This window comes from Pyxidicoccus sp. MSG2 (genome assembly GCF_026626705.1).
In the GTDB taxonomy this organism is placed as follows: Bacteria; Myxococcota; Myxococcia; order Myxococcales; family Myxococcaceae; genus Myxococcus.
In genome coordinates, this window is record NZ_JAPNKC010000001.1 from 9,098,530 (window position 1) to 9,112,467 (window position 13,938).

Consider the following 13,938-nt stretch of genomic DNA (forward strand, 5'->3'; position numbering starts at 1 on the left):
CGCACTGCGTCATGCACGAGCCACCCATCCAGGCGAGGATGCGGGCCGTATGGGCTTCCTGGGGCTGCCTTGTCAGCGCTGGAAGCCGCTTGTTATGGAAGCGTGGTTCGTTCCCGGGCCGAAGTCCGTCCGGAATGCCGAGGGCAGCCTACCCGTATGAGCACTCCCCGTATGACCCGCCTCAAGGGCGCGGCCCTGGCCAGCGTCCTGTTCGCCTTCGGCTGCAGTGAGAGCGATTACGTCCGGCTCTACCACAGCGAAGCGAGGGCCCCGAGCTACTCGGTCGACGACGTGGAGACCATGAAGCACATGGGTGCCACCTTCGCGGACCGCGGCGTCAACTTCGCCCTCTACTCGGAGAACGCCACCCGGCTGGAGCTGCTGCTCTTCGACGACCCGGAAGTGAATCGCCCCACGCGCACGTACGAGATGACGCGCTACGGGGACGTGTGGAGCGTCTACGTGGAGGGCGTGGGGCTGGGCCAGCACTACGGCTTCCGCGCCTGGGGCCCCAACTGGGAGTACGACCCCGCGTGGTTCCCCGGCGCCATCCACGGCTTCAAGGCGGACGTGGACGCCTACGGCAACCGCTTCAACCCCAACAAGCTGTTGACGGACCCGTACTCGAAGGCGCTCCACCGCGATCACGACTGGGGCAAGGGCAGCACCGCCAGCGGGCCGGCGCGCACGGAAGTGACGTACGCGGCCTCGGCCAAGAGCGTCATCGTCCAGAGCGGCTATCAGTGGGGCGAGGTGGAAGAGCAGTGGCGCGCCAACCGCCAGGACGAGAACTGGAAGGGCCACTCCTGGAATGACCTCGTCGTCTACGAGGTCCACGCCAAGGGCTTCACCGCGGACCCCGCCAGCGGCGTGCGCTTCCCGGGCACCTACCGCGGCATGGGCGAGAAGGCGGACTACTTCAAGGACCTGGGCATCACCGCCGTGGAGCTGCTGCCCATCCACGAGAAGCCGCTGGACGGTGGCTACTGGGGCTACCAGACCATCAACTTCTTCGCGCCCGAGCTGTCCTACGCGGCCATGAAGCGGCCGCACGAGGTGGTGGACGAGTTCAAGTGGATGGTGGAGGAGTTCCACAAGCGCGGCATCGAGGTCATCGTCGACGTGGTCTTCAACCACACCGGCGAGGGCGGCCTGTGGCGCGAGAAGCTGGAGACGGACGACGTCCTGCCCGGTGAGCCGCTGGAGTCCCTGGACCCGGCGGAAGTCGCGGGCCTCTACTCGTTCCGCGGCATCGACAATCAGGCGTACTACGCGCTCAACCCGGACCGCCGCACGTACTGGAACAACACCGGCGTGGGCAACCAGACGCGGCCCAACCACCGGCCCATGCGCAAGCTCACCATCGACAGCCTCCGCTTCTACGCGGAGGAGCTGCACGTGGACGGCTTCCGCTTCGACCTGGCGCCCATCCTGGGAGAGCGCGACGGCGACTTCAACCGCTGGGACGACCCGCGCAACACGGTGCTCCAGGAGATTGTCGACGACCCCGTCCTCCAGAAGTACAACACCCGCATCATCGCCGAGCCCTGGAGCGCGGGCGGCTGGTACTGCCTGCCCATGGGCGAGTTCCCCAACTCGCTCACCCAGCCGGGCGCCGGCTGGTACGAGTGGAACGGCCGCTTCCGCGACTGGTGGCGCGCCTTCATCAACCGCGACGACTGGAAGCTCAACTCCAACGAGGGCTCGCTGTGCGGCAAGCCCGGCGCGGCGGATGGCCCCTTCCTGATGTACGGCAGCCGGGACTGGTACGCGCGCAATGACCGGCGCCCGTACCACTCGATGAACTTCATCACCGTGCACGACGGCTTCACGATGTACGACCTGTTCGCCTACGACAAGAAGGAGAACAAGTGCGGGCCGCTCAACCCGGTGTGCTGCGACACGCCCAACAGCCCCTTCTGCGACAAGGTCAGCGGCGAGGACAACAACCGCTCGCGCAACTGGGGCGCGGTGGGGGATGCCCGCGGTGAGAGCCTGCGCCGGCAGATGATGCGCAACGCCTTCATGTCGCTGATGATCAGCCACGGCACGCCGATGATTCTCGGCGGCGACGAGTGGATGCGCACGCAGCTGGGCAACAACAACGCCTACTCCACGCGCGCTGACAACCCGTTCAACTGGTACCAGTGGGGCGCGTACCTGGCGCGGGACGAGCGGCACCGCATGCACGACTTCGTCAAGGCGGCCATCCGCCTGCGCAAGGAGCACTCCTACGCCTTCGCCCCTTCGGACTACGAGAAGGGCGCGCCGCTGGCCTGGAAGAGCGCCCAGAACACCGAGGCGGTCTGGGACAGCAAGCAGCTGATGATCCACTACTACGACGTATCCTTCGGGCCGGAGCTGGTGGTGCTCATCAACATGGAGCCCCGCGCGGTGGAGTTCACCCTGCCGCAGGTGCCGGGCCGGACGTGGAAGCGGCTCATCGACACGCAGGCCTACTTCGACAGCCCCGAGTACCTCACGGCCACGGGACTGAGCAGCCGCGCCACGGGCAACTCGTGGCTGAACGCGCCGTCACCCGTGACGGGCACGACGTACGGCGTCCCGGAGCGCACCATCGTCGTCCTGCGCGCGGAGTAGGGCAGGCAGCCAGAGGTGCGCTATAAGCGGGGCTCGCCCATGCGAGTCCCGCCCGCGCGCCTCGGCGCATTCCTGCTGCTTCTCCTCAGCCCGCTCCTGGCCCTGGCCGACGCTCCCCGAGACCGTTTCGGGGCCGCGGGTTACTTCCGCATCATGACCCGCCCGGACTTCTCGGGTGGCTCCGGCCAGCTGGGCTACTACTGGCTCTACGGCCGGCTCCTCAACGAGAGCCCCTACGCCGAGCTCAACCTGAAGCTGGACGTGCTCCAGGCCACGCCGGGCTCCGACGAGGTCTGGGCGGAGGTGCACACGCGCTTCTCCGGCACCTCCATCCGCTCGGCGGACCCGGGCAACGGCTCGTTCGTCAACTTCCGTGCGGACTACCTCTTCGTGCGCGCCGGCAACATCCTGCTCGACAGGGTGACGTGGCAGCTGGGCACGCTGGAGAACCGCTGGAACGACCTGCACATCTACGACCAGCGGCCCGGCACGCTGCTCTACAACACGGTGGGCCTGTCCGGCACGTACCAGGGTGACCGTTACGACGTGCTCCTGGCCGTGGGTGACAGCGGCTACTCGCTGCGGCCGCAGAAGTACAACACCGTGCTCACCGGCGCCGCGCACTTCCGCTACCGGCTGATTCCGGGGCACCTGGAGGCCGGCGTGCGCGGGCAGTTGGGCTACGAGCCCTCCGTGCGCGGCAACCGCAACGCGCTCTACGCGTCGCCCGGCATCAACTACGAGGACTACGTCCGCCGCCAGGTGGTGCAGCGCTACTTCGAGGCCAACCCCGGCCTGGAGGACCTGGTGCCCGACCTGAAGCCGCGCAGCGCGGTGTCCTATATGGCCGCCGGCTACCTGGGCTTCGGCAACTGGGGCCCGCTCATCTGGGACAACTTCTACGTCACCTTCGAGCGCAAGCACCCGGACCAGTCGTACACGGAGAACTACCGGGGCCGCGATTGGACGGTCTACATCGCGGACCAGACGGACCAGCGCTACGAGGCGAACCTCGGCAACGAGGCGTACATCAAGATCATCCCCGACAAGCTGGAGGCGCTCTGGGGCGTCTGGGTGGGCTACGCCTTCAACAAGGACAACGCCATCAAGCCGGGGGAGGACGACCGCTTCGTGGCCTCCACGGTGCTGCGGCTCCAGTACTTCCTCACCGAGCGGGTCCACCTGCTGGCGGAGACGAGCATCGCCCGGGAGAAGAGCGAGAACGGCAACCTCTTCCGCAACCACGTGGACTCGGTGTTCACCAACACGGGTGGCATGCCGGACGCGCGCGGGCTGGAGTTCGGCGACAGCGACACGCGCGACACGTGGCAGGGCAAGGTGGGCGTGGTGCTCAACCCCACGGGCAGGGGCATCTACGCGCGCCCCAGCCTGCGCCTGCTCTACGGCATCCAGTACTCCTCGCAGCACGCGGCGTTCGGCAACTCCTTCGTGGATAGCCTGGACCAGTACAACCTGTACGTCGGCCCCGAGCGCCACTGGCACTCGGTGGTCGCCATCGAGGCCGAAGGATGGTTCTGAGACAGCGGTGGGCCCTGGCGGCCCTCTTCCTCGCGGTGGGCGCGGCGGGATGTCTGCTGAAGCAGTCCACCGCGCCCGTGCTGGCGCCCAACGGCACGGTGGTGGCGGTGGCCTACGTGCGCGACGACAAGCTCAAGCGCGGCGTCGTGGCGGACGTGCCGCAGGGCGTGAAGCAGCGCGTGGCGGAGGCGCTGGCGAAGCGCAACCTCCAGGTGCAGGAGGTGCCGTACGAGCAGTACGCGGCCGAGTTCGCGAGGGTGTCGGAGTCACAGCGCCGCTACGCCATGCTGAAGGCCCATGCGCCGAACGCGCCGCTGTACCTGCTGGTGGAGACGCGCGTCTCCTTCTTCGGCGAGGTGAGCGGGCGCTTCTCGTGGGAGGTCTACGTCCGCACGACGGCGGGGCGCGCCGAATCCACGCTGGAGCCCACGAGCGTCAGCCAGGACTACTCCGCCGCGCTCCAGTACGACCAGCAGCGGGAGAACGACGCGCAACTGGAGGTGTCGCGTCAGATTGCGGGGCAGGCCGCGGGCCTGTTCGACTCGTTCCTCGCGTCGCCCCTCTCGGTGCCCGTGACGGACGGGGGCCCGTCCGTGGTGCCCGGCCTGAGCGCGCCGGCCGGCGAGGGCATCGAGCCCGGGACGAGCACGCCGTCCCGGCCTCCCAAGCCACCGGAGGATGGTGCGGCGGACGGCGGCACGTCGTGGGTGCCGCCCGCGGGGGACGCCATCTACTTCGTGATGGTGGACCGCTTCGCCAATGGCGACGCGCGCAATGACGGGAAGGTGGACCTGAAGGATGCGCAGGCGTTCCATGGGGGCGACCTGCAGGGTGTCATCTCGCGGTTGGACGGGCTGAAGCAGCTCGGTGTCCGCACGGTGTGGCTTTCACCCGTCTTCCAGATGCGGACGGAGAAGTTCTACGGGTACGGCGCCTTCCACGGTTACTGGGTAGAGGACTTCGGGAAGGTGGAGCCGCGCTTCGGTGACGAGGCGCTGCTGGCGAAGCTGTCGGAGGAGTTGCGCCGCCGGGACATGCGGCTGGTGCTGGACGTGGTGCTCAACCACGTGGGCCCCGAGACGAAGCTGGTGCGCGAGAAGCCCCAGTGGTTCCACGGCCTGGGCCCCATCGACAACTGGAACGACACGCGCGAGTTGGTGATGCGCGACGTGCACGGGCTGCCGGACCTGGCGGTGGAGAAGGACGAGGTCTACGAGCATCTGCTGTCGCACTCGGAGCGGTGGGTGGACGCGGTGAAGCCCGCGGGCTTCCGGCTGGACGCGGTGAAGCACATGCCGCTGAAGTTCTGGGCCCGCTACAACGACGACCTGCGGGCCCACGCGGGGAAGGACTTCCTGCTGCTGGGGGAGATGCTGGACGGGGACCCGGTGCTGCTGGCGGACACGATGACGAAGGGCCACTTCGGGACGATGTTCGACTTCCCGCTGGCCTTCGCGCTGGTGGACGTCTTCTGCCGTGACAGGTCGCCCTCTCACCTGGGCGCGGTGCTGTCCAATGACAGGCTGTACCCGGCGCCGGGCTCGTTGGTGACGCTGGTGGACAATCACGATTTGCCCCGGGTGATGAGCGAGTGCGGCGGGGACGTGGAGCGGGTGAAGCGGGCCCTGGCGGTGCAGCTCACCGCGCGCGGGGTGCCGGCGCTCACGTACGGGACGGAGGAGGGGCTGGCGGGGAAGAAGGAGCCGGAGAATCGCGGGGACATGCGCTTCACGGAGGACCATCCGCTGCGCGGCTGGATTTCGAAGCTGCTGGAGCTGCGGCGGGGCAGTGAGGCCCTCCAGGGTGGCGAGACGCTCGTGCTCGCCGCCCGGGAGGACCTCTTTGCCTACGCCCGCGTGACGCCGGACGAGGCCGTGGTGATTGCCGTGAATCGGGGCAGGGGGCTTGTGGACGTGGCGCTTCCGGCGGGGCTCGCGGGAGCACGCGTCTCCGAGCTGTTCGCGGGCACCCCGTTTCCGGGCACCGTTTCCATTCCCGTGCTGCCCGGCCCGGTGACGCTCTTCCGGCTCAAGCCGAGCGAGGCCGGCGGATTCGGCGCGCTGGTGACGCAGGCCCGTACGCGGTGGCGGGGGCAGGGCGAGCGGCGCACGGTGGAGTTGATGGTGGACGACGCGGCCGCGCGACTGGTGGGCAGTGGACCGGAGCTGGGTGGCTGGAAGCCGGAGCGCTCGCTGCGTCCGGAATCGGGCGGATTCAAGCTGTCGCTGCCCGTGGGCGCCGTCTTCGAGTACAAGCTCGTGCGCGACGGCACCCCGGGGAAGTTCGACTGGGAAGGCGGGGACAACCGCCTGTTGTACGTGCCCGAAGGCCGCGAGCCCCTGCGCCTGAGTCTGGCGTGGGGCAAACGCTGAAGGACATCCTCCACTTGCCCCCTCGCCATGAGCGGGGCCGACACCGAGGCCTGAAGTGAACGACCGACTCCTCCGCGCGGCGCGCCGCCAGCCCACCGACACGACGCCCGTGTGGCTGATGCGCCAGGCCGGCCGCTACCTGCCCGAGTACCGGGCCATCCGCGGCAACATCGCCTTCCTGGACCTCTGCAAGCACCCGGACCTGGCGGCCGAGGTGACGGTGCAGCCGGTGACACGCCTGGGCGTGGATGCGGCCATCATCTTCTCGGACATCCTCATCCCCGTGGAGGCCATGGGGATTACGTTGGAGCTGGGCGACAAGGGGCCGCACTTCCCCACCCCGGTGCGCACCGCGGCGGACATCGACAAGCTCGGCGTGCCGGACCCGGTGCAGGGCACGGGCTTCGTGGCCGAGGCCATCCGCCGCACGCGCACGGCGCTGAATGACTCGGTGCCCGTCATCGGCTTCGCGGGCGCGCCCTTCACGCTGGCCGCGTACATGGTCGAGGGCGGCGGCTCGAAGAGCTACATCCTCATCAAGCGGCTGATGTTCGAGCAGCCCGAGCTGGCGCACCGCCTCTTCGGGAAGCTCACGGACACGCTGATTCCGTACCTCAAGATGCAGGTCGAGGCGGGCGCGAGCATCGTCCAGATTTTCGACTCGTGGGGCGGCGAGCTGTCGCCGTGGGACTACGAGCGCTTCTGCATCCCGTACCTGAAGCGGATGGTGTCCGAGCTGAAGGCGACGGGCGTGCCCGTCATCGTGTTCGGCGTCGGCATGTCCACGCACCTGCCGCTCTTGAAGAGCACGGGCGCGGACGTGGTGGGGCTGGACTGGACGATGCCCATGGACGAGGGCCGCAAGGTGCTGGGCCCGGACGTGGCGGTGCAGGGCAACCTGGACCCGCTGCACCTGTTCCTGCCGCGCGAGGAGCTGGATGGGCGCGTGAGGGACATCCTCCAGCGCGCCGGGCCCGTGGGGCACATCTTCAACCTGGGCCACGGCATCCTTCCGCCCACGGACCCGGACTCGGCGAAGTTCCTCGTGGACGCCGTGCACAAGCACGGCGTCGCACTGAGGCAGGGGACGCTGGGGAAGTAGCGGCTCAGCCGCCGGTGCCGGCATCACCCAGGGTGCCGGCATCACTCTGGGTGCCGGCATCCACGGGAATGCAGTTCATGCCTCCGCCGTCCGGGCTGCCCGCATCCATGCCGCCATCCGTCAGGTCGCACTGCGGCAGGTCTTCGATGCAGTCGAACGTGCCGTCGTCGCACGGCGGCATGCCGTAGCAGGCCATCAACGTGAGGCCGACCGCGCTGGCCCCCGCGAGCGTCCACAGCGAGGCCACCCAGGACAGCGCCAGGCGTGTGGGCCCTCCGTCGAGCGGGTTGCGGCAGTGCAGGCACGCTTTGGCGGTGGGCGGGTTGAATCCCTGGCAGGACGGACAGCCGGACAGCTCGGGCACGGAGGGCATCCTTGTCGGAGTGGGGTGTGAGGACGGTGGTGACGTTGCAGGGCTCGTGCCCGAGGTAAGTGCCGGATGTCCCGAGCACGGACCCGTGCTTCGCGGACCGCTTCCCGCACGGACCTGACAGCGGTGTCGCGGGTGCTCGCGCCGGGGCACGTCCATTAGGCTCCGTGCGCATGGTGAATCGGCGCATCGACGTGAGCCCCACGGACTACCACCCCGCCTACGTGGTGTGGGAGCTGACCCTCGCGTGCGACCAGCCCTGCACGCACTGTGGCTCTCGGGCCGGCACCGCGCGTGAGGGGGAGCTGGGCACGGAGGAGGCGCTCGGGGTGGTGGCCCAGCTCGCGGCGATGCGCGCACGGGAGGTGGTGCTCATCGGCGGGGAGGCGTACCTGCACCCGGGGTTCCTCCGCATCATCCAGGCGTTGAAGGCCGCGGGAATTCGTCCGGGCCTGACGACGGGCGGGCGCGGAGTCACCGCGGAGCTGGCCTCGGAGATGGCGCGCGCGGGCCTGTACGCGGCCTCGGTGAGCATCGACGGGCTGGAGCCCACGCACGACATCATGCGCGCAGCCCGGGGCAGCTTCGCTTCCGCCACCGCGGCCCTCGGGCATCTGAAGGCCGTGGGCGTGCGCACCGCCGCCAACACCAACCTCAACCGGCTCAACCAGGGAGACCTGGAGGCGCTCTATGCGCACTTGAGGGCGCAGGGCATTGGCGCGTGGCAGGTGCAGATTACGGCGCCGCTCGGGCGCGCGGCGGACCGTCCGGACCTGCTGCTGCAGCCGTGGGACTTGATGGACCTGATGCCGCGCATCGCCCGGCTGAAGGAGCAGGCGCGGCAGGACCGCATCACGGTGATGCCGGGCAACAACCTGGGTTACTTCGGGCCGGAGGAGGCGCTGCTGCGCTCGGTGCACGCGGGCGGGAGGGACCACTGGCGGGGCTGTCAGGCGGGGCGCTACGTGATGGGCATCGAGTCGAATGGCGCGGTGAAGGGCTGCCCCTCGCTCCAGACGGCGCACTACGTGGGCGGCAACCTGCGCGAGCAGTCGCTGGAGACCATCTGGAAGGACACGCCTCAGCTCGCCTTCACGCGGACGCGCACGGTGGAGGACCTGTGGGGCTTCTGCCGCACGTGCCCCTTCGCGGAGACGTGCATGGCGGGGTGCAGCTTCACGGCGCATGCGCTGTTCGGCCGGCCGGGGAACAACCCCTACTGTCACTTCCGCGCGAAGACGCGCGCGGCGGAAGGGACGCGGGAGCGGCTCGTGCCGAAGGCGCCCGCGCCGGGCCGGCCGTTCGACAACGGTCTGTATGAAATCGTCGAGGAGCCCTTCGACGCGCCGGACCCCAAGCCCCAGCTTGCGCGCGAGTACGTGAAGACGAAGCGCTGGCCGAAGCCCGCTTGATGAAGGGTCCCCCGCCATCACCCCGTGTTCAATCCATGTCAGACCCGCCGGGTAGGTAGGAGTCTTGCGGGCAGCCTGTTCGTGGCGGAGGGGCGGGATGGATGAGGCGGGGAAGGCGGCAGAGTACCGAGCAAGGATGCTGGCACTCGACGCTGTGGGCATTCAGAGGATGTGGCAGGTTGTCCATGCGGGAGACAATCTGGTAGGGTGGCCTCCGGGAAAGGCGCTGGAGTACCTCATCCTGAGGGCCTTTCAGCTGGAAGGTGCGGAGGTGACCTGGCCCTACGAGGTTCGCAGGGGCGGCCTGTTGCTGGAGCAGATCGACGGAGCGGTCTACTTCGACGGGCTGGCGTGCCTGGTCGAGGCCAAGGCCTGGAGCACGCCACTCGACTTCTCGGTCATCGCCAAGATGAAGGCCCAGCTCCTTCGCCGCCCGACGATGACCTTGGGTGCGGTGTTCCTGCTTGGCGAAGCATCAGATGCGGCCATCAGCCTGACCCATCTGCTTCCGCCCCCGAACGTCCAGTTGTGGAATGGGACGGACCTTGCCTGGGCCATGGAGCGCGGAGCCCTCCGGGAGGGACTGAAGCGCAAGCTGCGCCACGCCATCGAGCAGGGCTTCGCAGACCTGATGCTCTCGTAAGGAGGAAACGGCATGAGGACGTACATCGTGACCGAGGGGAAGCTGGAGTCCGCGCTCCTGGAGCGGTTGGTGCAGTGTCACCCCGTCCTGCGGGAGCGCGTCATCCAGATGCACCCGATGGAAAACCGGACGTCGGCACACATGGCCGCGCGGACGCTGCTCATCCTTCGTCACGAGCCTGTGGCCATGATCAACAGTCCGGAGACGCTGAGCCCGCGGCTTCTGGCGGAACAGCGCGCCTTTCTGGAGTGGCGTCTGGGTGAAGCCGGTGCTCCGGAGGACTGGCTGGTGGTCCTGGTGCCTCCCAACGTGGCCGTGCTGCTCTTCCGGGACGACGCCATCATGAGCGCGGTTCTGCCGGGCAGGTTGTCAATCGAGGAGCGGATTCGTGGCCGCTACGAGCCGCGTGCGGTGTTGACCGAGCTGTTCGCCGGGGCAGGAGAGGGCCCCTTTCCGGAGGCGCTGATACAGCGCATCGCCCGCGCGGATCTGTCACCGCTCTGGCGATTGGAGGTGTTGCAAACGCTGGAGACCTTCCTGCTCCGCGTGTCCCGTGTGCAGGAGGCAGGAAGCCCCGCGACGCAGTGAATGGAGGGGCCCTCCTCCCCGCCCTGCATCCGACCTGGCAGGCAGGAGCGCCTTCCGCTCACCCGTTGACTCTAGAATCAATGGACGATTGACGCGCTGCATTGTCGGCCGTTAGATGCGCCTCACTCGACGTCGCAGAAGGGTGAGGCACACATGGCAAGCGAGAAGCGCAAGGGCCACCCGAGGGTGGCCATCGTCCGCGGATTGCGGACCCCGTTCGTGAAGGCGGGCTCGGTCTTCTCCGGGCTCACCGCGCTGGACCTCGGCCGCATGGTGGTCCAGGAGCTCGTCCAGCGGACGGAGCTGGACCCGAACGCCATCGACCAGGTGGTCTTCGGCCAGGTCATCCCCACGCTGACGGCCCCGTCCATTGCCCGCGAGGTGGTCATCGCCGCGGGACTGCCGAAGAAGATTGAGGCCTTCACCGTGGCGCGCGCCTGCGCCACCTCCATCCAGGCGATGACGACGGCCGCCAACGCGATTGCCGTGGGCGAGGCGGACATCATCATCGCCGGTGGCACCGAGTGCATGTCGGACGCCCCCATCTTCACCAGCCGGCCGCTGGCCCACGCGCTGGTGGCCGCGTCCAAGGGGCGCTCACTGCCGGAGAAGCTCAAGCCCTTCCAGAAGCTCAAGGGCAAGGACCTGATTCCCGTGCCCCCCGCCATCGCCGAGTACTCCACCGGCCTGACGATGGGCGAGAGCGCGGAGAAGATGGCCAAGGAGAACGGCATCTCCCGCGAGGAGCAGGACCGCATCGCCTACAACTCGCACCGCAACGCCGCGCGTGCGTGGAAGGACGGCCTCTTCGACAACGAGGTCATGCACGTCGCCGTGCCGCCGAAGTACGAGCAGATTGCCGCGAAGGACAACATCGTTCGCGACGACACCAGCGTGGAGGCGCTCGGCCAGCTCAAGCCCGTGTTCGACCGGAAGTACGGGACGATTACCGCCGGCAACGCCTCGCCCCTCACCGACGGCGCCGCGGCGCTGCTGCTCATGAGCGAGGAGCGCGCGAAGGCCCTGGGCTATGAGCCGCTGGGCTACCTGCGCGCGCACGCCTACGCCGCGACGGACCCGGGCGACCAGCTCCTCCAGGGCCCCGTGTACGCGGTGCCCACCGCCCTCAAGCGCGCGGGCCTCACGCTGGCGGACATCGACCTGGTGGAGATGCACGAGGCGTTCGCCGCGCAGGTGGCGAGCAACCTCCAGGCGCTGGCGTCCAGGGAGTTCGCGAAGAAGGCCGGCTGGAGCGCGCCGGTGGGTGAGGTGGACCGCGAGCGGCTCAACGTGACGGGCGGCTCCATCGCCATCGGCCATCCCTTCGGGGCCACGGGGGCGCGCATCGTCACCCAGGCCCTCAACGAGCTGAAGCGTCGGAACAAGAACACGGTGCTGTGCACCGTCTGCGCCGCCGGTGGCCTGGGTGCCGCCGTGGTCCTGGAGCGTGCGTGATGGCCATCAAGCTTGAGGAACTCGAGGTGAAGCAGGGCTTCCACTACCAGGCGGAGGACGGGGTCGCCGTCATCACGTATGACCTGCCGGACTCACCCGTGAACACGCTGTCGCCCGAGACGGGCGAGGCCTTCACCCGCCTCATGTCCCGCGCGGAGGGGGCACCCGAGGTGAAGGCCGTGGTCTTCATCTCCGGCAAGAAGGACAACTTCGTCGCCGGGGCGAAGATTGATTTCCTGCAGACCCTCAAGACGGCGGAGGAGGCCACCGCCATCAGTCGCAACGGCCAGGAGGGCTTCGACCGGCTGGACGCCTTCCCCAAGCCCGTCGTCGCGGCCATCCATGGCTCGTGTCTCGGCGGCGGCCTGGAGTGGGCGCTGGCGTGTGACTACCGCATCGCCACGGACAGCCCCAAGACGTCGCTGGGGCTGCCGGAGACGCAGCTGGGCCTGATTCCCGGCGCCGGCGGCACCCAGCGGCTGCCCGCCCTCATCGGCGTGCAGGCGGCGCTGGACCTCATCCTCACCGGCAAGAGCCTCAAGCCCTCCAAGGCGAAGAAGCTGGGCGTGGTGGATGAAGTCGTGCCGGTGCCGCTCTTGCGCAAGCTCGCGGTGCAGCGCGCGAAGGAGCTGGCCGAGGGCACGCTGAAGGTGGAGCGCACGCGCGGCCAGGGCTTCAAGTCCGTGGTCTCCGGCGGCAAGGCGAAGGGGCTGGCGGGCTTCTTCCAGGGACTGGCCAACAAGGAGCTGTGGGCGGAAGTCGCCCTGGAGGACAACCCGCTCGGCCGCAAGCTCGTGTTCGACGAGGCGCGCAAGCAGTTGCTGAAGAAGACGCGCGGCCACTACCCGGCGCAGGAGAAGGCGCTCCAGGTGATTCGCACGGGCCTGGAGTCCGGACACAAGGCGGGCCAGGAGGCCGAGGCGAAGGCGTTCGGCGAGCTCGTGGTGTCGGACGTCTCCAAGCGACTGGTGGAAATCTTCTTCGCGACGACGGCGCTGAAGAAGGAGAACGGCACCGCCAACCCCAGCGTGAAGCCGCGCGAGGTGAAGAAGGTGGCGGTGCTGGGCGGCGGCCTCATGGGCGGCGGCATCGCCTACGTGGCCAGCGCGCTGCAGGGCGTGCCCGTGCGCGTGAAGGACAAGGACGACGCGGGCGTGGGCCGCGCGCTGAAGCAGGTGCAGTCCATCCTGGATGAGCGCACGAAGAAGCGCTCGCTGACGCCGCGCGAGGCGGCGGCGAAGATGGCGCTCATCACCGCGGGCACGGACTACAGCGGCTTCAAGGCCGCGGACCTCGTCATCGAGGCGGTGTTCGAGGACCTGAAGCTCAAGCACCGCATCATCGCCGAGGTGGAGGCCGTCACCGGAGACCACTGCATCTTCGCGTCCAACACCTCCAGCATTCCGATTACGGACCTGGCGAAGGGCAGCCGCCGGCCGGCGCAGGTCATCGGGATGCACTACTTCAGCCCGGTGAACAAGATGCCGCTGCTGGAGATCATCACCCACCCGGGCACCGCCGAGTGGGTGACGGCCACCTGCGTGGAGGTGGGCCGCAAGCAGGGCAAGACGGTCATCGTCGTCAACGACGGGCCGGGCTTCTACACCTCGCGCATCCTCGCGCCGTACATGAACGAGGCGGCGTACCTCCTGGCGGAGGGCGCGGACATCGCGGAGCTGGACAGGGCGCTCGTGGACTTCGGCTTCCCGGTGGGCCGATTACGCTCCTGGACGAGGTGGGCATCGACGTGGCGCAGAAGGTGGGCCCCATCATGGAGGCCGCGTTCGGCAAGCGCATGGCGGCACCCAAGGCGCTGGAGAACGTCGTCACCGACGGCCGCCTGGGCCGCAAGACGC

At 68.7% G+C, this 13,938-nt stretch carries 9 protein-coding genes and 1 pseudogene; 9 read left to right on the forward strand and 1 reads right to left on the reverse strand.

The window, feature by feature from the left end; all coding sequences use genetic code 11:
* Window positions 1-171: 171 nt before the first annotated feature.
* Genes OV427_RS35690 through hemE form a run of 4 tightly spaced genes read left to right on the forward strand, consistent with a single transcriptional unit; the run spans window position 172 to window position 7,614 of the window.
* Window positions 172-2,601: a glycogen debranching protein gene (locus tag OV427_RS35690; RefSeq protein ID WP_267860691.1), complete on the forward strand. Its 2,430-nt coding sequence runs from the start codon at window positions 172-174 to the stop codon at window positions 2,599-2,601.
* A 39-nt stretch (window positions 2,602-2,640) separates the two neighbouring features.
* Complete coding sequence (locus tag OV427_RS35695; RefSeq protein ID WP_267860692.1) at window positions 2,641-4,140, forward strand: hypothetical protein; 1,500 nt, start codon at window positions 2,641-2,643, stop codon at window positions 4,138-4,140.
* A complete protein-coding gene (locus tag OV427_RS35700) occupies window positions 4,131-6,512 on the forward strand; it encodes an alpha-amylase family glycosyl hydrolase (protein WP_267860693.1) in 2,382 nt (793 codons plus the stop codon). The genes OV427_RS35695 and OV427_RS35700 overlap by 10 nt, the downstream gene beginning before the upstream one ends.
* Window positions 6,513-6,567: 55 nt before the next feature.
* Window positions 6,568-7,614, forward strand: a complete 1,047-nt coding sequence (gene hemE / locus OV427_RS35705) for a uroporphyrinogen decarboxylase (RefSeq protein ID WP_267860694.1) — start codon at window positions 6,568-6,570, stop codon at window positions 7,612-7,614.
* Between the two features lie 4 nt (window positions 7,615-7,618).
* On the opposite strand, the gene OV427_RS35710 is transcribed toward hemE, so the two are convergent.
* Entirely contained in the window at window positions 7,619-7,978 is a 360-nt protein-coding gene (locus tag OV427_RS35710) for a hypothetical protein (protein ID WP_267860695.1), read from the reverse strand.
* A gap of 179 nt (window positions 7,979-8,157) precedes the next feature.
* On the opposite strand from OV427_RS35710, the gene OV427_RS35715 reads away from it, so the two are divergent.
* The 5 genes and pseudogenes from OV427_RS35715 to OV427_RS35735 form a co-directional block, all read left to right on the forward strand.
* Window positions 8,158-9,396 (forward strand): radical SAM/SPASM domain-containing protein, encoded by a 1,239-nt coding sequence (locus tag OV427_RS35715; protein ID WP_267863524.1) that lies wholly within the window; start codon window positions 8,158-8,160, stop codon window positions 9,394-9,396.
* A 136-nt stretch (window positions 9,397-9,532) separates the two neighbouring features.
* Window positions 9,533-10,039 (forward strand): hypothetical protein, encoded by a 507-nt coding sequence (locus OV427_RS35720; RefSeq protein ID WP_267860696.1) that lies wholly within the window; start codon window positions 9,533-9,535, stop codon window positions 10,037-10,039.
* 12 nt (window positions 10,040-10,051) lie between these two features.
* A complete protein-coding gene (locus OV427_RS35725; protein WP_267860697.1) occupies window positions 10,052-10,627 on the forward strand; it encodes a hypothetical protein in 576 nt (191 codons plus the stop codon).
* Between the two features lie 153 nt (window positions 10,628-10,780).
* Complete coding sequence (gene fadI / locus OV427_RS35730) at window positions 10,781-12,082, forward strand: acetyl-CoA C-acyltransferase FadI (RefSeq protein WP_267860698.1); 1,302 nt, start codon at window positions 10,781-10,783, stop codon at window positions 12,080-12,082.
* Window positions 12,082-13,898: pseudogene (locus tag OV427_RS35735) on the forward strand (3-hydroxyacyl-CoA dehydrogenase NAD-binding domain-containing protein); the annotation flags it as partial. The gene fadI and the pseudogene OV427_RS35735, both read left to right, overlap by 1 nt.
* Window positions 13,899-13,938 lie beyond the last annotated feature (40 nt).

Bases quoted from the DNA above. Each gene is read 5' to 3' on its own strand.
- OV427_RS35690 (WP_267860691.1), top strand. From the start codon at position 172: ATGACCCGCCTCAAGGGCGCGGCCCTGGCCAGCGTCCTGTTCGCCTTC.
- OV427_RS35695 (WP_267860692.1), top strand. From the start codon at position 2,641: ATGCGAGTCCCGCCCGCGCGCCTCGGCGCATTCCTGCTGCTTCTCCTC.
- OV427_RS35700 (WP_267860693.1), top strand. From the start codon at position 4,131: ATGGTTCTGAGACAGCGGTGGGCCCTGGCGGCCCTCTTCCTCGCGGTG.
- OV427_RS35715 (WP_267863524.1), top strand. From the start codon at position 8,158: ATGGTGAATCGGCGCATCGACGTGAGCCCCACGGACTACCACCCCGCC.
- OV427_RS35720 (WP_267860696.1), top strand. From the start codon at position 9,533: ATGCTGGCACTCGACGCTGTGGGCATTCAGAGGATGTGGCAGGTTGTC.
- OV427_RS35725 (WP_267860697.1), top strand. From the start codon at position 10,052: ATGAGGACGTACATCGTGACCGAGGGGAAGCTGGAGTCCGCGCTCCTG.
- fadI (WP_267860698.1), top strand. From the start codon at position 10,781: ATGGCAAGCGAGAAGCGCAAGGGCCACCCGAGGGTGGCCATCGTCCGC.